22 protein-coding genes and 1 tRNA gene are annotated in these 25,264 nt (G+C 71.8%); 16 read left to right on the top strand and 7 right to left on the bottom strand.

All coding sequences use genetic code 11. The annotated features are described in order from the left end of the window. Nucleotides 1-36: 36 nt before the first annotated feature. Both ABGB10_RS04040 and ABGB10_RS04035 read right to left on the bottom strand, forming a co-directional pair. Nucleotides 37-1,314 carry an MFS transporter gene (locus ABGB10_RS04040; protein ID WP_347659473.1) on the bottom strand — a complete coding sequence of 426 codons (1,278 nt, stop codon included), beginning with the start codon at nt 1,312-1,314 and terminating at the stop codon, nt 37-39. Next, nucleotides 1,311-2,660: a GH1 family beta-glucosidase gene (locus ABGB10_RS04035; RefSeq protein WP_347659472.1), complete on the bottom strand. Its 1,350-nt coding sequence runs from the start codon at nt 2,658-2,660 to the stop codon at nt 1,311-1,313. Before ABGB10_RS04035 ends, ABGB10_RS04040 begins: the two co-directional genes overlap by 4 nt. A 187-nt stretch (nt 2,661-2,847) precedes the next feature. Here ABGB10_RS04035 and ABGB10_RS04030 point away from each other — a divergent pair, with 187 nt between their 5' ends. After that, on the top strand, nt 2,848-3,294 hold the full coding sequence (locus tag ABGB10_RS04030; protein ID WP_088988232.1) for an SRPBCC domain-containing protein: 447 nt from the start codon (nt 2,848-2,850) through the stop codon (nt 3,292-3,294). A gap of 255 nt (nt 3,295-3,549) precedes the next feature. On the opposite strand, the gene aceE is transcribed toward ABGB10_RS04030, so the two are convergent. Next, nucleotides 3,550-6,288 (bottom strand): pyruvate dehydrogenase (acetyl-transferring), homodimeric type, encoded by a 2,739-nt coding sequence (gene aceE / locus ABGB10_RS04025; protein WP_347659471.1) that lies wholly within the window; start codon nt 6,286-6,288, stop codon nt 3,550-3,552. 178 nt (nt 6,289-6,466) lie between these two features. Here aceE and ABGB10_RS04020 point away from each other — a divergent pair, with 178 nt between their 5' ends. Both ABGB10_RS04020 and ABGB10_RS04015 read left to right on the top strand, forming a co-directional pair. Next, entirely contained in the window at nt 6,467-6,871 is a 405-nt protein-coding gene (locus ABGB10_RS04020; RefSeq protein WP_347659469.1) for a hypothetical protein, read from the top strand. Between the two features lie 26 nt (nt 6,872-6,897). Further along, nucleotides 6,898-7,302, top strand: a complete 405-nt coding sequence (locus ABGB10_RS04015; RefSeq protein WP_347659468.1) for a YjbQ family protein — start codon at nt 6,898-6,900, stop codon at nt 7,300-7,302. Between the two features lie 105 nt (nt 7,303-7,407). Here ABGB10_RS04015 and ABGB10_RS04010 read toward each other — a convergent pair whose 3' ends face one another. Continuing rightward, on the bottom strand, nt 7,408-9,051 hold the full coding sequence (locus tag ABGB10_RS04010) for an alkaline phosphatase D family protein (protein ID WP_347659467.1): 1,644 nt from the start codon (nt 9,049-9,051) through the stop codon (nt 7,408-7,410). A 337-nt stretch (nt 9,052-9,388) separates the two neighbouring features. On the opposite strand from ABGB10_RS04010, the gene ABGB10_RS04005 reads away from it, so the two are divergent. From ABGB10_RS04005 to ABGB10_RS03980, 6 genes are all read left to right on the top strand, one after another. Further along, nucleotides 9,389-9,793, top strand: a complete 405-nt coding sequence (locus ABGB10_RS04005) for a MarR family winged helix-turn-helix transcriptional regulator (RefSeq protein WP_347659697.1) — start codon at nt 9,389-9,391, stop codon at nt 9,791-9,793. Nucleotides 9,794-9,844: 51 nt separating this feature from the next. Continuing rightward, a complete protein-coding gene (locus ABGB10_RS04000) occupies nt 9,845-12,364 on the top strand; it encodes a thiamine pyrophosphate-dependent enzyme (RefSeq protein ID WP_347659465.1) in 2,520 nt (839 codons plus the stop codon). A gap of 112 nt (nt 12,365-12,476) precedes the next feature. After that, nucleotides 12,477-12,914: a DUF3052 domain-containing protein gene (locus ABGB10_RS03995; protein WP_007463483.1), complete on the top strand. Its 438-nt coding sequence runs from the start codon at nt 12,477-12,479 to the stop codon at nt 12,912-12,914. Nucleotides 12,915-12,997: 83 nt separating this feature from the next. Further along, on the top strand, nt 12,998-13,462 hold the full coding sequence (locus ABGB10_RS03990) for a peroxiredoxin (RefSeq protein WP_347659464.1): 465 nt from the start codon (nt 12,998-13,000) through the stop codon (nt 13,460-13,462). 76 nt (nt 13,463-13,538) lie between these two features. Continuing rightward, nucleotides 13,539-13,610 (top strand) — tRNA-Val (locus ABGB10_RS03985). 249 nt (nt 13,611-13,859) lie between these two features. Continuing rightward, the gene (locus ABGB10_RS03980) at nt 13,860-15,410 is read left to right on the top strand and encodes an FG-GAP-like repeat-containing protein (RefSeq protein WP_347659462.1); all 1,551 of its coding nucleotides are present in this window, start codon (nt 13,860-13,862) and stop codon (nt 15,408-15,410) included. A gap of 125 nt (nt 15,411-15,535) precedes the next feature. On the opposite strand, the gene ABGB10_RS03975 is transcribed toward ABGB10_RS03980, so the two are convergent. Then, a complete protein-coding gene (locus tag ABGB10_RS03975) occupies nt 15,536-16,123 on the bottom strand; it encodes a TetR/AcrR family transcriptional regulator (RefSeq protein ID WP_347659461.1) in 588 nt (195 codons plus the stop codon). Nucleotides 16,124-16,206: 83 nt separating this feature from the next. On the opposite strand from ABGB10_RS03975, the gene ABGB10_RS03970 reads away from it, so the two are divergent. From ABGB10_RS03970 to ABGB10_RS03955, 4 genes are all read left to right on the top strand, one after another. Next, nucleotides 16,207-16,665 carry a nuclear transport factor 2 family protein gene (locus tag ABGB10_RS03970; RefSeq protein ID WP_347659460.1) on the top strand — a complete coding sequence of 153 codons (459 nt, stop codon included), beginning with the start codon at nt 16,207-16,209 and terminating at the stop codon, nt 16,663-16,665. Continuing rightward, nucleotides 16,662-16,865, top strand: a complete 204-nt coding sequence (locus tag ABGB10_RS03965) for a heavy-metal-associated domain-containing protein (RefSeq protein ID WP_347659459.1) — start codon at nt 16,662-16,664, stop codon at nt 16,863-16,865. The genes ABGB10_RS03970 and ABGB10_RS03965 overlap by 4 nt, the downstream gene beginning before the upstream one ends. Before the next feature lie 69 nt (nt 16,866-16,934). Next, nucleotides 16,935-17,483: a hypothetical protein gene (locus ABGB10_RS03960; RefSeq protein ID WP_347659458.1), complete on the top strand. Its 549-nt coding sequence runs from the start codon at nt 16,935-16,937 to the stop codon at nt 17,481-17,483. 146 nt (nt 17,484-17,629) lie between these two features. Beyond that, nucleotides 17,630-18,259 carry an HAD-IA family hydrolase gene (locus tag ABGB10_RS03955; RefSeq protein ID WP_347659457.1) on the top strand — a complete coding sequence of 210 codons (630 nt, stop codon included), beginning with the start codon at nt 17,630-17,632 and terminating at the stop codon, nt 18,257-18,259. Nucleotides 18,260-18,294: 35 nt separating this feature from the next. On the opposite strand, the gene ABGB10_RS03950 is transcribed toward ABGB10_RS03955, so the two are convergent. Continuing rightward, nucleotides 18,295-19,455: a glycosyltransferase gene (locus ABGB10_RS03950; RefSeq protein WP_347659456.1), complete on the bottom strand. Its 1,161-nt coding sequence runs from the start codon at nt 19,453-19,455 to the stop codon at nt 18,295-18,297. Nucleotides 19,456-19,823: 368 nt separating this feature from the next. Between ABGB10_RS03950 and ABGB10_RS03945 the strand changes: the two genes are divergently transcribed. Then, a complete protein-coding gene (locus ABGB10_RS03945) occupies nt 19,824-20,966 on the top strand; it encodes a polysaccharide pyruvyl transferase family protein (protein ID WP_347659455.1) in 1,143 nt (380 codons plus the stop codon). 10 nt (nt 20,967-20,976) lie between these two features. Here ABGB10_RS03945 and ABGB10_RS03940 read toward each other — a convergent pair whose 3' ends face one another. Next, a complete protein-coding gene (locus tag ABGB10_RS03940; RefSeq protein WP_347659454.1) occupies nt 20,977-21,183 on the bottom strand; it encodes a hypothetical protein in 207 nt (68 codons plus the stop codon). 82 nt (nt 21,184-21,265) lie between these two features. Here ABGB10_RS03940 and ABGB10_RS03935 point away from each other — a divergent pair, with 82 nt between their 5' ends. Together ABGB10_RS03935 and ABGB10_RS03930 are read left to right on the top strand one after the other, a co-directional pair. Next, complete coding sequence (locus ABGB10_RS03935; protein ID WP_347659453.1) at nt 21,266-21,784, top strand: DinB family protein; 519 nt, start codon at nt 21,266-21,268, stop codon at nt 21,782-21,784. 226 nt (nt 21,785-22,010) lie between these two features. Beyond that, nucleotides 22,011-25,262 (top strand): DEAD/DEAH box helicase, encoded by a 3,252-nt coding sequence (locus ABGB10_RS03930; RefSeq protein ID WP_347659452.1) that lies wholly within the window; start codon nt 22,011-22,013, stop codon nt 25,260-25,262. Nucleotides 25,263-25,264 lie beyond the last annotated feature (2 nt).

Here is a 25,264-nt window from a genome sequence, read left to right as displayed (position 1 = left end):
ATCGTCCGGCGTTGTACAAGGGTCCCTTCCTAACACTCAGGGCACCGAGCGGATCTTGACGACCAGCGCGCTGCCGATCAGGGTGACCACCGCGGTGACCGCGTAGAGCGTGGGGTAGCCGCCCAGGTACACCACGAGCGGGGCGGAGAGCGCCGGCCCGAGCACCTGCGGCGCCGAGTTCGCGATGTTGATGACGCCGAGGTCCTTGGCCCGGTCGGTGGCCCGGGGCAGCACCTGCGTGATCAGCGCGGCGTCCACCGAGAGGTAGACGCCGTAGCCGGCGCCGAGCAGCAGCGCGGCGACGATCGCCATCGGCCAGACCGGCGCGACCGCGAGCAGCAGCGCCGCCACCGCCATGATCAGCCCGGACGCGATCACGTAGATCTTGCGACGCCCGGAACGGTCCGACAGCCGGCCGGCGACCACCGCGGTCAGCATCATCCCGAGCGTGTAGAGCAGGATCAGCACGAGCAGGCCGCCCTCGGGGTCGGGGTGGCGCACCCCGTCGGTGAGGAAGTACAGCAGGTAGAGGGTGCCCAGGGCGTTGCCCAACTGGACCAGGAACCGGGTGATCCAGGCCCAGGCGAAATCCGGGTGCTGGCGGGGGCTGATCCACATCGAGGCCAGCAGCGCCCGCGCCCGGATCGCCGGCCGATGCGTACGCGGCAGCGGCTCGTCGGGGGTGAGCAGCGCGAACGGCAGCGACAGCAGCAGGATGGCCACCGCGATGGCCAGGTAGCCCGCGGCGTTGCCGGTGACCAGGGCGGTGACCAGCACCGCGCCGAGCACGAGCCCCAGCGCCTGCGGGATCCCCACCCAACCCGAGACGCCGCCACGCTGCGCCACCGGCACCCGGTCCGGGATGGCGGCGGTGAGGCTGGCCAGCATCGCGTTGAAGCAGACCTGCGCTGCGACCCAGCCGAGGGCGACGCCGAGGATGGTCCGTTGCTGGGCCAGCAGCACCAGGGCCGCCGCGCCGAGCAGCGCCCCGCCCGCCGTCCAGACGTGCCGACGGCCGAACTCGCGGCCGGCGATCCGCAGGCAGGTCCGGTCGGAGAGCGCGCCCGCGAGGGGGTTGGCCAGCACCGCGGCCAGCGCGCCGAGGCCGGTGACCACGGCCAGCATGTTCTCCTTGTCGCCGGGGGCGATCTGCTCGATCTGCTGGGGCAGCAGCACCTGGATGGGCGTGAAGAACGCCATCCACACGCCGAGGTTGGCCGCGAAGATCAAACCGATCCAGCCGCGCCGGACCGGCACGGTCGGCTCGGCGAGCGCCCCCGGCAGCGACGCCGGCGTCGGGTCGAGGGTGGTCACCGCGTCGACCCCGGCCGGCCGGCCGCGATCACGTCCCGCAGCCAGGTGTACGACGACTTCGGCGTACGCGTCTGGGTGGCGTAGTCGACGTGCACCAGCCCGAAGCGTTTGGTGAACCCCTCGGCCCACTCCCAGTTGTCCAGCAGCGACCAGACGAAGTACCCGCGCACGTCCACCCCGTCGTCGATGGCGGCACGGACCGCCCGGAGGTGCCCGTCCAGGTACGTGATCCGCTCCGGGTCGGTCACCTGCCCGTCGGCGTCGGGTGCGTCGTCGTAGGCGCAGCCGCTCTCGGTGATCTCGATGGGCGGCAGCGCGTCTCCGTAGGTGTCACGCAGCCAGCCGAGCAGCTCGTGCAGCCCGTCGGGGGCCACCGGCCAGTCGAAGGCGGTGCGCGGGTAGCCGTCCAGCGGGACCAGGTCGAACGGCAGGGGCGAACCCTCCTCGGCAGCGCGTACCCCGGTGGGGTTGTAGTAGTTGACCCCGAGCACGTCGATCGGTGCGGCGATCGTGTCGAGGTCGCCGGGCTGGATGAGGCCCGGGTCGAGGCCGGGCAGCTCCGGGTAGCCGCGGCCGAGCAGCGGATCGGTGAAGAGCCGGTTGTGCAGCGCCTCGTACGCGGCACCGGCGGCCCGGTCGGCGTCGCGGTCGCCGAGCACCCGCACCGGGGAGTAGTTGTTGGCGATGGCGACCGGGCTGGCGGTGTGGGCCCGCAGTGCGGCGACCGCGAGCCCGTGCCCGAGCAGTTGGTGGTGGGCGACCGGAAAGGCGTCGAAGAGCAGCATCCGGCCGGGGGCGTGCACGCCCATCCCGTACCCCATGCTCATGTGGATGAACGGCTCGTTCAGCGTGATCCAGAGCCGGACCCGGTCGCCGAGCCGGGCGGCGGTCAGGTCGGCGTACTCGGCGAACCGGGCGGCGGTGTCGCGGTGCAGCCAGCCGCCGGCGTCTTCGAGCGGTTGGGGCAGGTCCCAGTGGTACAGGGTGGCCACCGGGTCGATGCCGGCGGTCAGCAGCTCGTCCACCAGGCGGTCGTAGAAGTCCAGGCCGGGAGCATTGGCCGGGCCGGTGCCGGTGGGCTGCACCCGGGGCCAGGCGATGGAGAACCGGTACGCGGAGACGCCCAGCCCGGCCAGCAACGCGACGTCCTCGGTGTGCCGGTGGTAGTGGTCGCAGGCCACCGCACCGGTGCTGCCGTCGCTGATCCGGCCGGGCGAGTGCGCGAACGTGTCCCAGATGGACGGACCGCGCCCATCGGCGGCGGTGGCGCCCTCGATCTGGTGGGCCGATGTGGACACGCCCCAGCGGAAGCCGGTGGGGAACTGGGGCATCGGTGCGGTCGACATGCGCCCTCCCGGTCAACGTGAAACGTGTTCGGGACTTTAAAGCGCTCTCGATGAATGCGCCATAGGCCGGCCTGGCGCAATCCGCAATGGTTGATCGGCGTGTCTTTTTCCGAACCCGTCCAGGTAAGTCCGATTTAGCGCATAGAGTGCCGATATCGTGGGATGTCCTCACCGGAGGAAGACGGAAATGATCCTCGTTGAACGCAGTGCGCACGTGGCGGCGCCAATTGAAGTGGTCTGGGATGTTGTCCAGCGGGCCGAGCAGTTGCCGGCCTGGCTGGCGGGGGTCCGCGCGGCCGAAGTGCTCTCGGGAGAGGGCTTCGGCCGGCGACAACTGGTCCAGGCGGGGCGCGGCTCGGCGCATGAGGCCGAGGTGATCGCCTACCAGGAGCCGACGCTGATCGGCTGGCGGGAACGGGCCAAGGGCGCCGGTTCTCGGGCGGAGGCACGCACCGAGATCTACGTCCAGCTCACCACCGACGAGGAGGAGGGCGGGACCATCGTGCGGCTCATCGTGGTCCGCTGGCCGGCCGGCCCGGTCAAGGCGGCCCTGCTGCGCCTCGGACTGCGTCGGGTCGGCGCCGACCTGGAGGACTCGCTGGCCCGGCTCACCGACCTGGCCGCCGTCGGCTGACGAGCGCCCATCCTCCCGGCGTCACCCGCGACGGCGGTGGTCCGGGTCCCCGCCAGGGACCCCGGACCCCCGCCGCTTCCGGCTCCCTGACCGGCCCTCCGCTGCGGTCGATCATGGAGTTGTGGTGCCCGGTGCGAGGTGGCTTGACCGCTTCGTCCCCCGCCACAACTCCATGATCGACGCGAGTGGGGGTGGGTCGTACCGAAGAAAAGGGCCCGGCGCGTGTACGCCGGGCCCTTCCTCGATCGTGCTGGATCAGCTGTCGCCGCCGGTCTCGCCGACCGGGGCGGCGTTGACGTCGTCGATCGCGTACTTCTTGGCGGCCTCGGCCGGCACGGTGGCCGCCACCGCGCCGCTACGGGCGAGCTGCCGCAGCGTGGCCACCACGATCGACTCGGCGTCGACGTGGAAGTGCCGGCGCAGCGCGTGCCGGGTGTCCGACATGCCGAAGCCGTCGGTGCCGAGCGACGTGTAGTCGCCGGGCACCCACCGGGCGATCAGGTCCGGTACGGCCCGCATCCAGTCGCTGACCGCGACCTTCGGGCCGTCCGCGTCGGCCAGCTTCTGCTGGATGTACGGGATCTTCGCCTCGGCGCCAGGGTTGAGGAGGTTGTACTCCTCGGTCTCCACCGCGTCGCGACGCAGTTCGGTCCAGGAGGTCACCGACCACACGTCGGCGGCCACCCCCCAGTCCTGGGCGAGCAGTTGCTGGGCCTTGAGCGCCCACTGCATGCCGGTGCCGGAGGCGAGCACGTTGGCCTTCGGGCCGTCGACCTGCGGTGCCGGGGAGTAGCGGTAGATGCCCTTGAGCAGGCCCTCCACGTCCACCCCGGCCGGCTCGGCCGGCTGCAGGATCGGCTCGTTGTAGACCGTCAGGTAGTAGAAGACGTTCTCCTGCGCGTCCCCGTACATCCGGTGCAGGCCCTGCTCCATGATGTGCGCGATCTCGAACGAGAACGCCGGGTCGTACGCGACCACCGCCGGGTTGGTGGCGGCGATCAGCAACGAGTGACCGTCCTCGTGCTGGAGGCCCTCACCGTTGAGCGTGGTGCGCCCCGCGGTGGCGCCGAGCAGGAAGCCCCGAGCCATCTGGTCGGCGGCTGCCCACAGCCCGTCGGCGGTCCGCTGGAACCCGAACATCGAGTAGAAGATGTACATCGGGATCATCGGCTCGTCGTGGGTGGCGTACGCCGAGCCCGCGGCGGTGAACGAGGCCACCGAACCGGCCTCGTTGATGCCCTCGTGCAGGATCTGCCCGGTCGTCGACTCCTTGTACGACAGGAACAGCTCCCGGTCGACCGAGGTGTAGCGCTGGCCGTGCGGCGAGTAGATCTTCGCGGTGGGGAAGATCGAGTCGAGGCCGAAGGTGCGGGCCTCGTCCGGGATGATCGGCACCCAGCGCTTGCCGAACTCCTTGTCCTTCATGATGTCCTTGAGCAGGCGGACGAAGGCCATCGTGGTGGCCACCTTCTGCTTGCCCGAGCCGCGCTTGACGTCGGCGAACCGCTCCGGACCGGGGATGGTCAGCCGCTTGGTGCTGGTCCGCCGGGACGGCAGGTAGCCGCCGAGCTGCTCGCGCCGCTCCTTCAGGTACTGGATCTCGTCGGACTTCTCACCCGGGTTGTAGTACGGCGGCAGGTAGGGGTTGTCCTCCAGCGCCTTGTCCGGGATGTCCAGGTAGAGCCGGTCGCGGAAGGTCTTGAGGTCCTCCAGCGTCAGCTTCTTCATCTGGTGGGTCGCGTTGCGGCCCTCGAAGTGCGAGCCGAGCGTCCAGCCCTTGATCGTCTTCGCCAGGATGACGGTGGGCTGACCGGTGTGCTCGGTGGCCGCCTTGTAGGCCGCGTAGAGCTTGCGGTAGTCGTGCCCGCCCCGCTTGAGGTTCCAGATCTCGTCGTCGCTGAGCGGGTCGACCATCTTGCGGGTACGCGCGTCGCGCCCGAAGAAGTGCTCCCGCACGTACGCGCCCGACTCCGCCTTGTAGGTCTGGTAGTCGCCGTCGGTCGTGGTGTTCATGAGGTTGACCAGCGCGCCGTCGGTGTCCGCGGCGAGCAGCGGATCCCACTCGCGGCCCCAGACGACCTTGATCACGTTCCAGCCGGCACCCCGGAAGAACGCCTCCAGCTCCTGCATGACCTTGCCGTTGCCCCGGACCGGTCCGTCCAGCCGCTGGAGGTTGCAGTTGATCACGAAGGTGAGGTTGTCCAGCTCCTCGCGGGCGGCCACGCCGATGGCGCCCAGCGTCTCCGGTTCGTCCATCTCACCGTCGCCGAGGAACGCCCACACGTGCTGCTGCGAGGTGTCCTTGATGCCGCGGTGCTGCAGGTACCGGTTGAACCGGGCCTGGTAGATCGCGTTCAGACCGCCGAGGCCCATCGAGACGGTGGGGAACTCCCAGAAGTCCGGCATCAGCCGCGGGTGCGGGTACGACGGCAGCCCACCGCCGGGGTGCGACAACTCCTGACGGAACCCGTCGAGCTGGTGCTCGCTGAGCCGCCCCTCCAGGAACGCCCGCGCGTACATGCCGGGGGAGGCGTGGCCCTGGTAGAAGATGTGGTCGCCGCCGCCCGGGTGGTTCTTGCCCCGGAAGAAGTGGTTGAAGCCCACCTCGTAGAGCGACGCCGAGCTGGCGAAGGTCGAGATGTGCCCGCCGACGCCGATCTCCGGGCGCTGTGCCCGGTGCACCAGCATGGCGGCGTTCCACCGGACGTACGCCCGGATCCGCCGCTCGACGTGCTCGTCGCCCGGGAACCACGGTTCGCGCTCCGACGGGATGGTGTTGATGTAGTCGGTGGTGGTCAGGGGCGGAACCCCGACCTGGCGCTCACGGGCCCGCTCCAGCAGGCGCAGCATGACGTACCGGGCGCGTTTGGCACCGCGTTCGTCGATGACACCGTCAAGCGACTCGACCCATTCGCTTGTCTCTTCAGGGTCGATGTCCGGAAGCTGGCTCGGTAGGCCGTCGCTGATCACCGGGCGCTTGCGTTCCGTAGCCACAGGCGTTCCCTCGGTTGTGTGTGGGATAGGTCTCTAGCGCCATCCTGCCCCCTGGTGGCACCTGCCGTCACGTCTAGGTGCCCCCGACGCGATGCTGAACACAGGTACCCGTCGGTAACTTAGCGCGACGACGCAGCGGATTCTGGGCGGTTTGCCCTCCACTCCTACCGTTGCGGACATGAACAGGCGCCATGTCGCGGTCGCCGCGACCATGATGGTTCTAGGGGTCGTGGGCCTGGTGGTCGGCGTGGTCGCCGTCGCCTCCGGCGAGGCGGTGTTGGTGGGGCTGGCGGCCATCGGCGCGCTCGTGGCGGTGATCGGAGCACTCCTGCTCCGGGACACGATCCGCGCAGCTCGTGTGACGGGCAGCCCCGGCCGCCGACGCCGTCCGGACACGGACGAGGGCGGCCACAGCGTCTACCCGGGGCCGACCGGGGACGTCGGCAGCGAGTGGCACGTCAACCGTCAACGGGACGGCGACGACAGCTCGGGCGGCACGGACCCGGTGAGCGGCGGCACCAGCGGTGACTCCGGTGGAGGCTGGTCCGGCGGCGGCGACTCCGGTGGTGGCGGCAGTTCCTGATCCCCCGCTGCGGCAGAATGCGGGGTATGCGCAGCGACGTCATCACCGTCCAGACCGGGTCCCGCCCGGCCGTCCGCGACATCACCGCGGAGGCCCAGCAGTTCGTCTCCGGTGAGGGCGACGGACTGCTGCACGTCTTCGTGCCGCACGCCACCGCCGGCGTGGCGATCATCGAGACCGGTTCGGGGTCCGACGACGACCTGCTCAGCGCGTTGGACGACCTGCTACCCACCGAGGACCGCTGGCGGCACCGGCACGGCTCACCCGGCCACGGCCGCGACCACGTACTGCCGGCGTTCGTCCCGCCGTACGCCACGCTGCCGGTGCTGGCCGGCCGGCTGGCGCTGGGCACCTGGCAGTCGATCTGCCTCGTCGACACCAACGGCGACAACCCGACCCGTCAGGTCCGCTTCTCCTTCCTCCCCGGCTGACGGTCGCGCCGCCGTCCCGCGTCACGATCCGCGCGGCATCCCCGGAACTGCCGCCTCGACAGGAGCGAGGCGGCACCGTTCGAGGATCGTGACGCGTCGGGCGGGTTACGGGCGGGCGGTCTCCTGGTCGACGGTCTGTTGGCCGGGGTCCGCGAACGGCGTGGCGCTGCGGACCGCCGACGGGACCGGGTTGTCCGCCGTCTGGTGCAGGCCGGGCACGCGGTCCTCGATCACGAACGAGGCCCGGGTGTACGCGGGCGCGCCCGGCCGACTGACGTACGGCAGCACGTCGAAGTCGGCGGTGAGCTGTCCCGGGGTGATCGTGGTGCGCACGTACCCCCGCAGGTTGTTCTGGAAGCGGAGGTGCGGGTTGAACGCGAACCACGGGTGCGAGCCGGACGCCGAGTCCGCGCCGTCACCCGTCGAGGTGATCGAGGAGCAGACCAGTTCGGTGCCGACGGTGCGCGAGGTCGGATCGGTGTAGTCCAGCTTGAGATCGCTGGCCCAGTGCGCGTGCACGTCGCCGGTCAGCACCACCGGGTTGCGTACCCCGGCGGCCAACCAACCCCGGGTGATGCGGTCCCGGGAGGCGACGTAGCCGTCCCAGGAGTCCATGCTGGTGACGGTGAGCGGGCCGGAGTTGTTGTCCCGTTGCGCGAAGAAGACCTGCTGGCCCAGGATGTCCCACTGGGCGTCCGAGCGACGGAAGCCGTCCAGGAGCCACGCCTCCTGCTCGGCCCCGGTGATCGACCGGGCCGGGTCGGATGCCGCCGCGCAGTCCCGGTAGCCGTCGCCGCAGGCCTGGTCGTCGCGGTACTGCCGGGTGTCGAGCAGGTGGAACGTGGCCAGCCGCCCCCAGCGCACCCGCCTGTAGAGCTGCATGTCGATGCCACGGGGGATCGACGTGCGCCGAAGCGGCATGTTCTCGTAGTACGCCTGGAACGCCGCCGCCCGCCGCGCGGGGAACTCCGGGTCCGGCGCCTCGGGCACCTCGTCGGCCCAGTTGTTCTCCACCTCGTGGTCGTCGAACACCACCGCCCACGGCGCCACCGCGTGCGCAGCCTGCAGGTCGGCGTCGGTCTTGTACTGGGCGTGCCGCTGCCGGTAGTTGGCCAGCGTCCGGGTCTCCGGTCCCTCGTGGTCACGCGGGTTGCCACCGGGGACGTTGTACGTGTCCGGGGCGTACTCGTACTGGTAGTCGCCCAGGTGCAGGATCAGCTCCGGCTCGGTCTCGGCCAGCCGCCGGTAGGCGGTGAAGTAGCCGTGCTCGTACTGGGAACAGGAGGCGAAGCCCATCGCCAGGGCGGCCGGCATGCTCCACGGTGCCGGGGCGGTGCGGGTGCGTCCGGTCGGCGAGACATGGCGCTCGGCACGGAACCGGTAGAAGTACTCGCGCCCGGGCAGCAGGCCGGCCAACTCCACGTGCACGCTGTGCGCCGAGCGGGTGCGGGCGACCACCACCCCGCGGCGCACCACATGCCGGAACCGCTCGTCGGCGGCCAACTCCCAGTGCACCGGCACGTCGCGGTCCGGCATGCCGCCGAGGCCGTCCTCGGCCAGTGGCTGCGGGGCCAGGCGGGTCCACAACACGAACCCGTCGTGGTCGGGATCGCCGGAGGCCACACCGAGGGTGAACGGATAGGCCAGCGGCCGGCCCGCCGCCGCGCCGGCCGCCGCCGGCAGCCCGGTGACCGCGCCCGCGGCGCCGACTGCGCTGGACAACAGGATGGTACGTCGGGACAGTGACACGAATCCTCCCCAGAGTCCGATCTTCGTGACTCCGGGAGCCTGGCGAGCCTCGGTGGCCGACAGGTGACAGTGAGTGGCCCTGCTCGTCTCCGGCAGTCGAACACCAATGGCCTCCGTCGATGCGTCCCGACCCGCCGCCCACCGATCCGCCGTCCCACTGGTGATCCGGCCGGCCGGGCCGTGACCGACGATGCCCGTCCGGTCGTGGTGCCCGAACCTGATCGGTGAGCTGCGCGAACGGCGTGCTTTGTACGATGTGGCCGTGACGCAGGAGGTGGGTTCCGTAGCAGGTGGACCGGTGGACCGGGCTGGCCTCGCCGCCGATGTGCTGCGCCGGATGGCCCACGTCAGCGACGCCCTGCGACACCGGCAGGGTTCCGCGTTCGCCGAGTTGGGGCTCACCCCGGCGACGGCGCGGGCGTTGCACCAGCTGGACCCGGACCACCCGCTGCCGGCCCGTGATCTCGCTGGGCAACTGGGCTGCGACCGGTCGAACGTGACGGTGTTGGTCGACAAGCTGGAGCAGGCCGGGCTGGTCGAACGACGCACCGACCCGACGGACCGCCGGCAGAAGACGTTGGTGGTGACCGAGAAGGGCCGCGTCGAACGGGACCGGGTGACCATGGTGATGTCCGACTCCCGACTCCTGTCCACGCTTACCGACGGGGAGCTCAGCACCCTGCGTGACCTGGTCTGGAAGGTGTCCGACGGTGGCATTCCGGAGCCCTGCGATCCGGAGTGAGTCGACCCGTGGCGGCCGTGTCCCACTGGGCGACCAGGCCTCCCGTCGGTAATGCTGTGCGACGTGACCACCCCGCAAGACCTCGACGACCGGTTCCGGGAGACGCTGGCGGCGCTGCCCGCCGCTGAGCGTCGGCGTGACCCCGCCGACCCGATCAACGACGACGCCCCACTGACCGGCGCGCAGGTGCTCGACCTGTTCGACGCGCAGGTGACCAGCCGGCAGCTCGATCTGGCCGGCCGCTGGCTGCGCAGCTTCGGGGAGGGGTTCTACACCATCGGTTCGGCTGGGCACGAGGGCAACGCCGCGGTCGCCGCCGCGCTGCGCCCCACCGATCCGGCGTTGCTGCACTACCGCTCCGGTGCCTTCTACTGCCTTCGCGCCGCCCAGGTCGCCGCCGATCCAGCGCCGACCAGCGACCCGGGGTCCGCGGCCGACCCAGCGCCGACCAGCGACCCGGGGTCCGCCGCCGATCCAGCGCCGACCAGTGATCGGGAGCCGAGCCCCGGTCCAGCGCCGACCGCGGCCGCCGACACGACCACCGATCCCGATCCGTCCGGGCCTGAGCTGGCCCCAGCGAGTGTCGGCGGGTTCGCCGCGTACGCGGACGCGGCCCGGGACGTGCTGCGGGGGATGGTCGCCTCCCGCGAGGAGCCGATCGCCGGCGGCCGGCACAAGGTGTTCGGCCGGGCCGACCTGGCCATCGTGCCGACCACCTCCACCATCGCCTCGCACCTGCCTCGCGCGGTCGGGATGGGACTGGCCGTGGAACGGCTGCGCCGGTTGGACAGCGCCGGGCGGCGTGCCGGGGCCGGGGTGCGGGTCGGCAGCGGGGCGGGCGCCGCACACGTCCCGTGGCCGCCGGACGCGATCGTGGTCTGCTCGTTCGGCGACGCCTCGGTCAACCACGCCAGCGCCACGGCCGCCTTCAACACCGCCGGGTGGTACGACCACGCCGGGCTGCGCATCCCGGTGCTCTTCGTCTGCGAGGACAACGGGCTGGGCATCAGCGTCCGGTCACCGGAGGGCTGGGTGGAGGCCACCCTGCGGGCCAAGCCCGGCATCCGCTATTTCAGCGCCGACGGGGCCGACCCCGTGCGGACGTACGAGGTGGCGGCGGAGGCCGCGGCCTGGGTACGCCGCAACCGGCGGCCGGCCGTGCTGCACCTGCGCACCGTCCGGCTGATGGGGCACGCCGGTGCGGACGCGGAGTCGGCGTACCGGAGCCCCGCCGAGCTGGCCGAGGACCTGGACCGGGACCCGGTGGCCGCCACCGCGCGGCTGCTGGTCGACGCCGGCGTGGCGACCGGCGAGGAGCTGCTGGCCCGGTACGACGAGACCGGCTGGCAGGTACGCCGGTTGGCCGAGGAGGTGCTGGGCGAGCCGAAGCTGGCGTCGGCGGCCGACGTGGTGTCGGCGCTGGCGCCCCGCCGTCCGGTGCGGGTGGCGCGGGCGGTGGCCGACGCCGCGGCGCGGGCCAGCGGGCCGGGCGCGGGTGCCCGGGCGGAGGCGTTCGGCGGCAAGCCGCCGGAGCTGACCGGTCCGATGACGCTGGCGCAGAGCATCAACGCGGCGCTCGCCGACGGGATGCTCGACCACCCGCAGATGGCGGTCTTCGGTGAGGACGTGGCCGCCAAGGGTGGCGTGTACGGGGTGACGAAGGGGCTGCGGGACCGTTTCGGGCCGGCCCGGGTCTTCGACACCCTGCTGGACGAGACGTCGGTGCTGGGGTTGGGGCTGGGCGCGGGGCTGGCCGGGGTGCTGCCGGTGCCGGAGATCCAGTACCTGGCGTACCTGCACAACGCCGAGGACCAGCTCCGTGGTGAGGCGGCCACCATGCGGTTCTTCTCGCAGGGCGCGTTCCGCAACCCGATGGTCGTGCGGGTGGCCGGGTTGGCGTACCAGGCAGGGTTCGGCGGGCACTTCCACAACGACAACTCGGTGGCCGTACTCCGTGATGTGCCCGGTCTGGTGGTCGCGGTGCCGGCGCGCCCGGACGACGCCGCGCCCATGCTGCGGACCTGCCTGGCCAGCGCGGCGGTGGACGGCAGCGTGTGCGTGTTCGTGGAGCCGATCGCGCTCTACCACACCCGCGACCTGTACGCCGAGGGCGACGGGGAGTGGCTGGCCGGCTATCCCGAGCCGGGGGCGTGGGTCGCCGGGCACGTGCCGATCGGCCGGGCCCGGGTCTACCAGGTCGGCTCGGCGGACGACCTGACCATCATCACCTTCGGTAATGGCGTGCGGATGTCGCTGCGGGCTGCGGCCGTCCTCGCCGAGGAGGGGGTCGGCACCCGGGTCGTGGACCTGCGCTGGCTGGCCCCGCTGCCGGTGGCCGACATCATCCGGGAGTCTTCGGCGACCGGGCGGGTGCTGGTCGTGGACGAGACGCGCCGCTCCGGCGGGGTCGGCGAGGGTGTGATCGCCGCGCTGGTCGACGCCGGATATGTCGGTGCCGCGCGTCGAGTGGCGGGAGTTGACTCGTTTGTACCATTAGGTCCGGCAGCACGTCACGTTCTGGTCTCCACGGAAGCCATTACCGACGGTGCCCGTACGCTGCTGGCACGGTAAATTCCGTTCCACCCGGTGCGCCACTTGCGCAGGGGCGCACAACTGTGTGGACTTTGCCTGACGGCGTCGCACCGACGCCGCGAGCAGGCACGAGATGAGGAGGCACGCGACAGTGAGCGCGACCGCTGGTCAGGCCGCCGACGGGGTACGCAGCCTGGCGGACCGGTTCGGGATCGAACCGGGGATGGTCGTCATGGAGATGGGGTACGACGACGACGTCGACCAGGATCTCCGAGACGCCCTGACCGACCGCTGTGGAGATCTGGTCGACGAGGACACCGACGAGGTGGTCGACGCGGTGCTGGTCTGGTACCGCGACGGCGACGGTGACCTCTTCGAGCTTCTCGTCGATGCCCTCGGCCCGCTGGCCGACAACGGTGTCGTGTGGCTTCTCACCCCGAAGGCGGGGCGTGACGGGCACGTCGAGCCGAGCGAGGTCGCGGAGTCCGCACCCACCGCCGGCCTGCAGCAGACCTCGACCGTCAACGCCGGCCGGGACTGGAGCGGGGCACGTCTGGTGCTGCGGCGAGGGGCCAAGGCCAAGAAGTAGCCCACGTCGCTTCGCACGCCCGGCGGTCCGCGCCGTCGGGTGGCACCTTGTGCCGTCTCCCTGACCGAGCCGAGGAGGTCCGCATGCCCATCGAGGTTGGTGCCGAGGCACCCGACTTCGTACTCAAGGACCAGAACAACCAGGAGGTCCGGCTCTCGGGCTTCCGGGGCAGGCGTGTCGTCCTGCTGGTCTTCTACCCGCTCGCGTTCACCGGCATCTGCCAGGGTGAGCTGCACGAGGTGCGGGACAACCTCGACGAGTACGTGAACGACGACGTCCAGGTGCTGACCGTCAGCGTCGACTCGGTCTACAGCCACAAGATCTGGGCTGACCGCGAGGGCTACCAGTTCCCCATGCTGGCCGACTTCTGGCCGCACGGCGCCGTCGCCCAGGCGTACGGGGTCTTCAACGACATCGCCGGCTTCGCCAACCGGGGCACCTTCGTCATCGACAAGACCGGCGTGGTCCGCTTCGCCGAGATGAACGGCCCGGGCGAGGCCCGCGACCAGCAGGGCTGGCGCAAGGCCATCGCCGAAGCGGCCATCTGACCGGGTACGCCGTGCGCCCGGGCCGGTGGCGGGCAGGGTAAGCTTGCCCACCACCGGCCCGCCGCACGGGCGATCCGGGCGCGTAGCTCAGTGGGAGAGCACCCGCCTTACAAGCGGGGGGTCGCAGGTTCGAAACCTGCCGCGCCCACCCCTTCACCCTGCACGTCTCGCTCGAGCTGTCCGGGCGATCACCCGGGCCGCCGTGGGAGGCGGTCGACTGGTTCGCGAACCCCGGCTGGGTTCGGCGGTCGGCCGCCGAGGTCCCGCGTGGGTGCGATACCGCCCAGGCGCGTCGCCCCCCGGTGGTCACGCTACGGGGCAGTCTCCGATCAGAAAGTGAACTAGGGTCGGAGCGCCGCAAGGGCCAGCCTTGAGCGGGGACGTCACGGGGGATGCCTTGTCACAGAAGCGTTATCGCATCAGCACGATTCTCAAACTGGTCGCTCCGGCGCTTGCGGTCAGTGTCCTCGTCGGTGCGCCGGCACAGGCGGTCGTGGGGTCCGTGCCGGCTGCCGGGCTCGACCTCGGTTTCGTAGCGAAGGTCGACACCGGGGACCGTTCCTGTACCGGCGCGTTGATCAATGCGTGGTGGGTCGTCACTGCCGCGTCCTGCTTTGCGGTGGACGGCCAGGCCCCGGCACCTGGCGCCCCGGCCAAGCCCGCCACCGTCACCGTCGGCCGCGCCGACCTGACCACGACCACCGGGCACGTGGTCGCGGTCAGCACCCTCGTGCCGCGCACCGACCGCGACCTCGTCCTCGTCAAGCTCGCCCGGGCGGTCAGGGACATCGCTCCGATTACTCCCTCCACGTCTCCGGCCGCCCCTGGCCAGGTGCTGACCGCGGCAGGGTATGGGCGTACGGCCACCGAGTGGGTGCCTGACTCCCTGCACACCGCGCAGTTCACCGTCGAGAGCGCCGGCACCACCAACTTCGCGATCACGGGGCTCACCCCGGAGGCGGCCCTCTGCAAGGGTGACGCGGGCGGGCCGGCGGTGCGCGAGGCGGGCGGGCGTCTCGAACTCGTCGGTCTCCATCACACGTCCTGGCAAGGGGGCTGCTACGCCGAGACCGAAACCCGGCGAGGCGCGGTCGAGACCCGGGTCGACGACCTGGTCGGTTGGATCACCGAGAACGCCTCCCTGCCCCGCTCCGGTGACTTCGACGGTGATGGTCGGGCGGATGTCGCTGGTATCGACGGCAGCGGTGACATGCGGTTGTACACGGGTGATGGTGCTGGTCTGTTGTCCGGTGGGGCGTTGATGTGGACCGTCCCCCGAGGTGGGTGGGCGAACTTCAAGGCCATCACGGGTGGTGATTTCAACGGTGATGGTCGGGCCGATGTCGCTGGTATCGACCGCAATGGTGACATGCGGTTGTACACGGGTGATGGTGCTGGTTTGTTGTCCGGCGGTGCGTTGATGTGGACCGTCCCCCGAGGTGGGTGGGCCAGCTTCAAGGCCATCACGGGTGGTGATTTCAACGGTGATGGTCGGGCGGACGTCGCTGGTATCGACGGCAATGGTGACATGCGGTTGTACACGGGTGATGGTGCTGGTCTGTTGTCCGGTGGGGCGTTGATGTGGACGGCTCAGCCGGGTGGTTGGGCGAACTTCAAGGCCATCACGGGTGGTGATTTCAACGGTGACGGTCGGGCCGACGTCGCTGGTATCGACCGCAACGGTGACATGCGGTTGTACACGGGTGATGGTGCTGGTCTGTTGTCCGGCGGCGCGTTGATGTGGACCGTCCCCCGAGGTGGGTGGGCGAACTTCAAGGCCATCACGGGCGGTGATTTCAACGGTGACGGTCGGGCCGACGTCGCTGGTATCGACGGCAGCGGTGACATGCGGTTGTACACCGGTGATGCTGCGGGGCTGTTGTCCGGCGGCGCGTTGATGCGGACCGTCCCCCGATATGGTTGGGCCAGCTTCAAGGCCATTGTCTGACGACGGCTGAGGGGTGGCACCGGTTCCGGTCGCCGGTCCGGTGTCACCCGTACGACCAGGCGTACCGGCAGTTGGGCCGGCGCTGGCTCGTAGCCGGCGGCGGTGGCCCGGTGGCCCGGCCCTGCTCACCCTCCGGAGCGCAGCAGCCTGACCAGGGCAGTACGCAGCGCGTTGGCGGCCTCGGCCCGGGACATCCGGCCGGCGTCGACCTCCTCGCCCGCGGCGTGGCCGATCTTGATGGTGACAGCGGCCAGCCAGCCGGCCGGTAGTCCCTTGTCGAACTCGCCGCTCGCCTGACCGCGTTGGATCACTCGGTTGATCCGGTCGGCGACCGGCGCGTGGCGTTCCTCGTCCACGTGCGGGCTCACTGGAAGTGACGCGATCTGCTGGAGGAGGACCGGATAGCGCCCGGCGGTCTGGGCGCCGGCTTCGAGGACGCGGATCAGCGCGTCCGTGGCGGATCCACTGTCCGGCTCGGCGGCGTCCATCGCGGCGACGGCCTCGTCGGTGATCCGTCGGACGACGGCTGCCATCAGGTGCTCGCGGGACGGGAAGTGGGCGTAGACGGTCTGCCGGGTCACCCCGGCGGCGCTGGCGATGGCGTCGAGGCTCGCGTCGGGCTGAGCGTCGAGCAGTCGGACTGCCGCGTCGAGGATCGAGCTGCTGTTGCGGCGGGCGTCGGCGCGTCGGTTGCGGTCCGCTGAGCCACTCATCTTTTACACCTTGCCAAATTTTCCGGAGGTCGATATTTTACAAGCCGTAAAGATTCGCCGAATCGCGAGCTGACGGTGGTGACATGAGCGGTCTCGAGGGCATCAATCCGAAGGAGTTCATCGCCAACTTCTTCACCTCCTTCATGGGCGACCTGGTTCGCGGTGACGAGGATCCCGCGATGGTCGTCGACCGGTACCACACGCCCGACATTGTGCAGGTTGCCGACGGCAACCTGATGGACCGCGCCAAGCTCATCGCACACACCCGCCCGGCGCGGAAGCACCAGACCGGCGCCCGGTGGGAGGTGCACGAGGCGATAGCAGACGGCGACCGGATCGCCGCCCGCTACACACTGCACTTCCAGACCGCCAAGCGCGAGGGCAGTGTCGACGTCCACTTCTTCGGGCAGTTCGCCGCGGATGGGCGGATGCGCCGGGCGCACATGCTCACCCGATCGGTCCCCGTCAAGGCCAGCGGTGCCGCCCCAGCCGAGGTCAGCTCAGAGCCAGAGGCGCCCGGCCGAAGGTCGTTGCCGGCATGACCGTCAGCAGCTATCGGGTGATCGGTATGGCCTGCGGGCACTGCGCAGGCTTCGTCACCGAGGAGCTCGAACGGATTCCCGGTGTCACCGCCGTGGCGGTGGACGTCGAACGCGACACCGCCACGGTGACGAGCGATCGGCCTCTCGACATCGCCGAGGTACGCGCCGCAGTCGAGGAAGCCGGCTACGAGCTGCCCTGACGTCCGGCGGTACCGCACCGGCTCGGTGCCGGCGACGGCCTCCGCTCTGGGCACCGCCATGATGGGCCGGTGCAGGACACCGTAGCCGTCGCGCTGATCACCTCACTGTCCACGTTGGCAGCCGCCGCCCTGACCGGGTTGGTCGGTGCGCTCAGCACCCGTCGGCAACTGGCCCACCAGCTCACCGTGGCCCGGCAGGAGAGCGTCGAGCGCCGGGCAACGCGTCGGGACGACCTCCGCCGGGACGCGTACGTCGGGTTCCTGAGCGCCTGCGACCAGGCGTACCGGCAGTTGGACCGGCGATGGCTCGAAGCCGGCGGGAGTGAGCCGGTGCCCGGCTACGACGAGGCGTACGCGGCGATGCGCGCCCTGGACGAGGCGTACAACCTGGTGTTGTTGGAGGGCCCGGCGGAGGTGGACTCGGTGGCCCGGTCGGTGCTCACCAGCCTCACCGTCGAGTACGCCGACCAGCGCCGGCTCCGCGACGAGCCGGGTGACGCGAACGCGCCGCTGCGCGACCGGCACCGGGAGCGCTGGCTGACGGCGATCGGGGTGCGAACGAGTCGCCGCATCTCGTTCGTCGACGCGGTACGCCCGGTGTTGGACCCCGACGCCTGACGAGCCGGGCTGACGCTCAAGATCCGGGCAACGTCACCGATCCTGCTGCCTCGACCGTCGGTGAGACAGCAGGATCACCGAAGTTGCGCGGATCATGGAGGCGGGAGAGGGTGGTCCGTCAGGCGGGTGACTCGGGGAGGGTGGACGTGGGGCTGGCAGGCATCGGCGCGGTGTTGTTCGACATGGACGGCACCCTGGTCGACTCCGACGCGGCCGTCGAGCGGGCCTGGGAGCGATGGGCAGCCGAGTACGCCGTCGAGCCTGCTGCGGCGCTGGCCATAGCGCACGGCAGCCCTGCCGACCGGACCGTCCGCCGGCTGCTGCCCGCGCTCGACGACCACGCGGTTGCCGCAGCTGCCGCGCGGCAGCTCGCGTTTCAGTACGACGACCTGTCCGACGTGCTCGCCACCCCCGGAGCGCACGAGATCCTGGACACACTGGCCCGGTTGGGGCTGCCCTGGGCCGTGGTGACCAGCGCCGACGTCCGGCTGGCTCAGGCGCGGCTCGGCGCGGCCGGGATCGTCGCTCCGGTGCTGGTGACGGTCGAGGACGTGCGGGTCGGCAAACCGGACCCGGAGGGCTACCTGCGGGCGGCCGCGCTGCTGGACGTACCCGTTGCGCGGTGCCTGGTCGTCGAGGACGCCGAGGTCGGCCTGCGAGCCGGGCGGGCGGCGGGCGCGATGACCGCCGCGTTGAAACGGCTCGACGGCGACCTGCGTCTGCGCGACCTGGCGCAGCTCGCGAGCCAGTTGGAGTCGGCGCTCGCGGCACCCTGACCGGCTGCCGCCTCATCGTGCTTGACGGCGGCGGGTCAGGTGCACGGCGGCCAGGGCGTTGAGGGTGGCGGCAGTGTCGCGTACAGCTTGACCAGTTCGGCCAGGTAGCGCTCGCCGGACCAGGCCGCCACCGCCGCCCGACCGTCCTGGATCACAGTCGCGCGCAGCTCCCGCTCGGTCAGCAGCCGGGTCAGCAACGCGCCGTACGCCGCCGGGGTGGGTTCGGCGACGGGTCGGGTGGTGCCGGTGCCGGGCCGCTCGACCAGCGCGGTGTCCACCATGGCCACCGGCAGTCCGTACGCCTCGGCTTCGGAGAGAACCAGACCCTGGGTGTCGGTGGTCGAGGTGAACGCGAGCACGTCCGCCGCCCGGTAGTGGGCGCCGACCCGGTCGTGAGGCACCGGGCGCAGCAGGTGCAGCGCGCCGGCAACCCCGTGCCGGTGGGCCACGCGGCGGATCGCGAACCGGTGCCGTCGGGCGCCCAGCAGCACCAGGCGGGCCGCCGGCAACGTCCGGCGGACCTGGGCGAACGCCGCCAGCAGCAGCTCCGGGTTCTTCTCCGGCGTGGCCCGGCCCACCGCGAGCAGTACCGGCACGTCCGTCGGGATGCCCAGCCGGGCCCGCAGCCGCCGCCGGTCGTCGGCGTCGGCGTGCGGCGCGGCGGCCGGGGTCGGCAGGACCACGATCGGGGTACGCCCCGCCATCGCCGCCATCATCGTCGCGGTCTTCGCCGAGGGCGCGATCAGGACACCGGTGTGCGCGAGCAGGCACCGCCCGAGTTCCGCCAGTCGGGTCTGCCGCTCAGGGCCGGGGCGGCCGAGCGCCCACAGGTCCCGCGCGCGCCAACGCAGGCCCAGCCGTAGGCCCGCGTACGCGGCCCCGATCGGGATCTCCGGGTAGTGCGCCGCGTACGCGACCAGGTCGGTGTGCCAGGTCAGCACGGTTGGTACGCCCCGGGCGGCGGCCCACCGCAGGCCGGCGACGCCGAGCGGACCGGTGGTGTGCACGTGCACCACGTCCGCCGGCGCGTGCGGTGGCCGGGGCAGGGCCAGCCGGTAGGGGCGGGTCGGCATCGCCAGCGAGGGCACCTCGCCCGGTCGGCGGCGACGCCGGAACAGGGGGCCAGGGCAGTGCAGCACGACCCGGTGCCCGGCGACGCGCAGCAGCGCCACGGTGGTGCCGACCGAGGTCGCCACCCCTCCGGGTTGTCGAGGTGACTGTCGCTGACGTGGGCGATCCGCACGGCACCATCGTCGCCGGTCCGCGGCCGGGTCTGGGTGACCGTGCCTGCCGCAGCCGGCTCACGTCAGGCGTGGATCCACAACGTCGAGGTGCACCCGGAACATCAGGGGACGCGGGTACGCGCGGCGGATGATCCGACCCATCGAGGTCGAACTCGCCCAACGCGGCGTACCCGAGTTGGGGCTGAACGTCTTCGGGACGAACACCGTGGCGATCGGGCTCTACCGCGGTCTGGGCTTCGACCCAGGACGGTCCCCCCGGCAGGACTGTTCACCTACCCAGCGGGAAACCGGCGCGGACCGCACCTGGGGAGGAGCGACGGATGACGCACGGCGGCGGACTGACCATCGGGGTGCTCGGCTCGTACGGGGGGCGAAACCTCGGCGACGAGGCGATCCTCACCGGCCTGCTCACCGATCTGCGCACGCAGGAACCCAACGCCCGGATCATCGTCTTTTCCCGGAACCCGGAGCACACCCGGGCCGCCCACCCCGACGTCGAGGCGGTGCCCTGGGAGGGCGTCAGCCGTACCGACTCCGCGCTGGTGCTGGCCCAGCTCGACCTGCTCATCCTGGGCGGGGGAGGGATCCTCTACGACCGGGAGGCCCGTCGCTATCTGCGGGTCGTCCGGGTCGCCCAGGAGCGGGGCCTGCCGCTGATCACGTACGCGGTGGGGGTCGGGCCGCTCGGCGAGGCGGTGGACACCGGCATGGTCCGGGAGACGCTCTCCAGCGCCGTCCAGGTGACCGTGCGGGACCAGGAGTCCCGGATGGTGCTGGAGGAGGCCGGGCTGCTGAACCCGATCACGGTCACCGCGGACCCGGCGTTCCTCCTGCAACCGGAGGACTTCCCCGCCCACCTGCTGGCCGAGGAGGGTGTGCCGGTCGGCCAGCGGCTGGTGGGGATAAGCGTGCGGGAGCCGGGGCGGGCCGCCGAACGGCTGGACGTGGACGGCTATCACCGGCTGCTGGCCCAGATCGGCGACTTCCTGGTGCACCGGATCGACGCGTGCGTGCTGTTCGTGCCCATGGAACGCGACGACATCCGGCACGCCCACGGGGTGCTGTCCCACATGGTCGCGGCCGATCGGGGTCGAATCCTGCACGGCACCTACTCGCCGCAGCAGGTGCTCGGGCTGATGCGCCACTTCGACCTGGCCGTCGGCATGCGCCTGCACTTCCTGATCTTCGCGGCGATGGTCGGCACACCGTTCCTGCCCCTGCCGTACGCCGGTAAGGTCTTCGACCTGGCCCAACGGCTCGGCGTGCCGGCCCTGCGCGGCGTGGAGCGGGAGGTCGAGGGGCCGCTGCTGGCCGAGGTCGACCGGTTGTGGGACGAGCGGGAGCAACGCGCCGAGGCCACCGCGCGACGGGTGGCGGAGGTGTGCGATCAGGCGCGGGGCACCTCGGAGGTCACCCGGGGCGTGTTGGAGAGCCTGCGCAGCCAGAGCCTCACCCGGGTCTGAGCCGGGGCGGTCACACCGCCGGGCCGGTCCACCGGTAGCGCCACTCGCGGGCCTCGTCGCGGGCGGTCTCCAACTCGTAGATCTGCGCCTCGGCCAGCCCACCCGGACCGACATGGTGATGGGTCAGCGGGGGGCGGCCGTTGCTGTCCAGTTCGACGGTGATGGTCTGCCCGTCCGCCGTGCCGCCGACGAGAAGGATCTGCACGGATGAAGCCATGCGCCCATCCTGCCCGTCGTGCCGCCGGTCCGCAGCGGATAGCGGGGCAGCGAGGGCCCCGCTTCGTGGCTAGGGTCGGCGGATGGAGCAGACGATCGATCCATCGCTCGGTCCGGTGCTCGCCCGCACCGGCGACGAACGCGCGGTGCTGAGCTCGTTCCTCGACTTCCACCGTGGGGTGCTGCTGCGCAAGCTGCGCGGTCTCTCCGACGCCGACGCCAGCCGCCGGCTGGTGCCCTCGGCCACCACGCTCGCCGGGCTGGTCAAGCACCTGACCCTGGTCGAGCGGAACTGGTTCCCGACCCTGCTGGCACCCGAGCCCGGCGACGTCTACCTGACCTCGGAAGAGGACGCGGTGGCGAGCTTCACCCTCGGCGACCAGGACAGCGTTGCCGCGCTCGTCGAGGCGTACGAGCGGGCCTGCGCCCGATCCCGGGCGGTCGCCGCGAGCCTCGACCTCGACCATGTGGTGCCGCACCCACAGCTCGGCGAGGTGTCGCTGCGCTGGATCCTGGTGCACATGATCGAGGAGACGGCCCGGCACGCGGGTCACGCGGACATCCTGCGCGAGCTGACCGACGGCGAGTCCGGCGCGATCTGACCCCCGGGCCGCCCCCAGACCACCCCTCAAGATCAACACGGGTTCGGCGAAGTCGGGGTGTCCGGCCGACTCGGATACCGCGATATCAGCGATGTCGAGTCGATCACGTCCGACTCCGCGACGATGCCCGGTGGCTGCCGTGCGGGCGCCCGTTCGGCGATGGCTGCGGTCTTCTGTCCTGGCGGGCCGCCTATTCTGGGGCGCGGGCGGCGACGAGGGGGAGCAGGTGCAGGTCATCCACGGGCTGTGGTTGCCCGGCGACGGCTCCACCGGCGGCCTCGCCGTCTGGGCCGAGGACAGCGCGGCGCCGATTCCCGCCGCGCGCTCGGGCCGACCAGCCCGGGAACGCCCACACCCCTTCGCCGCCGGGCACACCGACCTGGTCGCCGTCCTCGCCGACGCCGCCGAGCCGAGCCGGCCGGACACCGCGTTGCTCACCCTGCCCACCCGAGCGGGCGCGCCGACCGACTCGCCCGAGCTGATCCGGACCACCGTCGCACCCCCGGCCCGTGGCCGGCTCACCCTGGCCGGCTGGCGGGTCCCCATCCTGGTGTACGCCCCGGACGACGCGCTGTCGCTGCTACGCGCCCTGGACGACCTCCCGGCGGTGCCCGGGGCCACCCTGCGGCACCTCGCCGAGCTGGCCGACTTCGCCGCCGACCTGGTGACCCGTGGCCGCGTCCTGCCCGGTGTCAGCACGACGGCGGCGAGCACCACGGCTGCCGGGGTTTCGTCGGGTGGTGCTGCGCGGCTGTCGGCGCGGGCGGTCTGGCGGCCGCTGCTGACCGGCACCGACGCCGCCTGGGCGCGATCGCTGGCGCTGGCCCTGCCTCCAGCCGCCCGAGCCGCCGTCGTGCGGTCCGATGTCGCTGCCGTTCAACCAACGCCCACCGCGCCCGCTCCGCCACCCACCCCGAGCACCACCCCGGCCGGCACTGCCGGGGTGGTCAGCGGCTCGGGCGGGAGCGAGCTGACTGCGGCCGAGGTGGTCGCGGATGCGCTCGACGCGCTGACCGACGCCGCCGCGCGGGCCGCGCTGGCGAGCACCACCCTGGCCCGAGGGCTGCGGCCGGGTGGCCCGGCACCGGCCTGGTTGGCCGCGCTCGCCGGCCCGCAGCGGGACTTCACCGTCGATCCCACGGCGTTGTCCACGCTGCGCGAAGAGCTGGACGTCTGGCAGCGGGACGCCGCCGGCGGGCCGGTACGGGCCAGCTTCCGGCTGGTGGAGCCGGCCCCGGACGAGGTCACCGAGCCGATCCTGGCCACCCGCCCGGCGCCCACCGACATCGTGCCGGCGTCGGCCGAGTCGTCCGGCGGCGGGCGGTGGCGGTTGGAGTTCGGGTTGCAGGCGGCCGACGAGCCCGGCCTGCACGTGGACGCCGGGCAGGTCTGGCGGGCGCCGCAGACGCTCGGTGGACTGACCGGGCGTACGAGCAGCCCGCAGGAGACACTGCTCGCCGAGTTGGGACGGGCCAGCCGGCTCTGGCCGGACCTGGACGCCGCACTGCGTACCGCCGCTCCGGAGGTGATGGAGCTCGACGTCGAGGGGGCGCACCGGTTCCTCAGCGAGGGTGCCCCGGTGCTGCACGCGGCCGGGTTCGGGGTGCTGCTGCCGTCCTGGTGGCAGCGCCCGTCGGCCCGGCTCGGCGCCCGCCTGCGTGCCCGTAGCCGCACCGCGCCGGGCACGGTGAGTGGCGCCGAGGCCGGTGTCGGTCTGGACGCCCTGGTCGACTACCGCTGGGAGGTCGCACTCGGTGACCAGCCGCTGTCGGCTGAGGAGTTGGCGGCGCTGGCCGAGATGAAGACTCCGCTGGTGCGGCTGCGTGGCCGGTGGGTGGAGCTGGATCCGGGTCGGCTCGCCGCCGGCCTGCGCCTGCTCCGCTCCGCCGGTGAGTTGACAGTCGCCGACCTGCTCCGCCTCGGGCTGGCCGACGGCGAGGCCACCGGTGCGCTGCCGGTGTTGGAGGTGACCGCCGACGGGGCGCTGGGCGACCTGCTCGCCGGTGCGGTCGAGCGCCGGCTCACCCCGCTGGAGCCGCCGCCGAGCTTCCAGGGGACGCTGCGGCCGTACCAGCAGCGGGGGTTGGCGTGGCTGGCCTTCCTGCGCTCGCTCGGGCTGGGTGGCGTGCTCGCCGACGACATGGGGTTGGGCAAGACCGTGCAATTGCTCGCGTTGCTCGCCGGGGACCCACCGGAGGCCGGCCCGACCCTGCTGGTCTGTCCGATGTCGTTGGTGGGCAACTGGCAGCGGGAGGCGGCGAGGTTCACGCCGACGTTGCGGGTGCACGTACACCATGGGGCGGAGCGGGCGCGCGGAGCGGAGTTCACCGCGGCCGCGCACGGCGCGGACCTGGTCCTCACCACCTACTCGGTGGCCGCCCGCGACGCCGCCGACCTGGCCGGCATCGACTGGCACCGGGTGGTGGTGGACGAGGCGCAGGCGATCAAGAACGCGTCGACCCGGCAGGCCGAGGCGGTCCGCGCGTTGCCGGCCCGGCAGCGGGTGGCGGTGACCGGTACGCCGGTGGAGAACCGACTCGCCGACCTCTGGTCGATCATGCAGTTCGCCAACCCGGGTCTGCTCGGACCGGCGGCGACGTTCCGCAAGCGGTTCGCCGAGCCGATCGAGCGCAACGGCGACGCCGAGGCCGCCGAGCGGCTACGCCGGATCACCGGCCCATTCGTGTTGCGCCGGCTCAAGACCGACTCGTCGATCATCTCGGATCTGCCGGAGAAGCTGGAGATGGAGGTGCTCTGCAACCTCACCGCCGAGCAGGCCGCCCTGTACCGGGTGGTGGTGGATGACATGCTCGCCCGGATCGAGACCAGTGACGGCATCGAACGACGTGGCCTGGTGCTGGCCACCATGACCCGGCTCAAGCAGGTCTGCAACCACCCCGCCCAGTTGCTGCGCGACGGTTCGGCGTTGGAGGGGCGCTCCGGCAAGCTGGCCCGGCTGACCGAGATCCTGGAGGAGGTGCTGGCGGCGGGGGAGCGGGCGCTGCTGTTCACCCAGTACGCCGAGTTCGGTGCGATGTTGCGCGGGCACCTGTCGGCGCGGTTCGGCCGGGAGGTGCTGTTCCTGCACGGCGGGCTCGGGAAGGCCGAGCGGGACGCCATGGTGCAGCGCTTCCAGTCGGCGGACGGCCCGCCGCTGTTCGTCCTCTCCCTGAAGGCCGGCGGAACCGGCCTCACCCTGACGGCGGCCAACCACGTGGTGCACGTGGACCGGTGGTGGAACCCGGCGGTGGAGGACCAGGCCACCGACCGGGCGTTCCGGATCGGGCAGCGCCGTCGGGTGCAGGTCCGCAAGTTCGTCTGCGCCGGCACGGTGGAGGAGAAGGTCGCCGCGATGATCAACGACAAGCGCGCCCTCGCCCAGCGGGTGGTGGGCACCGGCGAGCAGTGGATCACCGAGCTGTCCACCGGCCAGTTGCGGGAGTTGTTCGCCCTGGAGGCCGGGGCGGTGGTGGAGTGAGC

The sequence above is a fragment of the Micromonospora sp. B9E7 genome, assembly GCF_039871815.1.
Taxonomy (GTDB): Bacteria; Actinomycetota; Actinomycetes; order Mycobacteriales; family Micromonosporaceae; genus Micromonospora.
The sequence above is the reverse complement of the archived record's forward strand: the minus strand, read 5'-3'. Positions and strand labels throughout refer to the sequence as shown.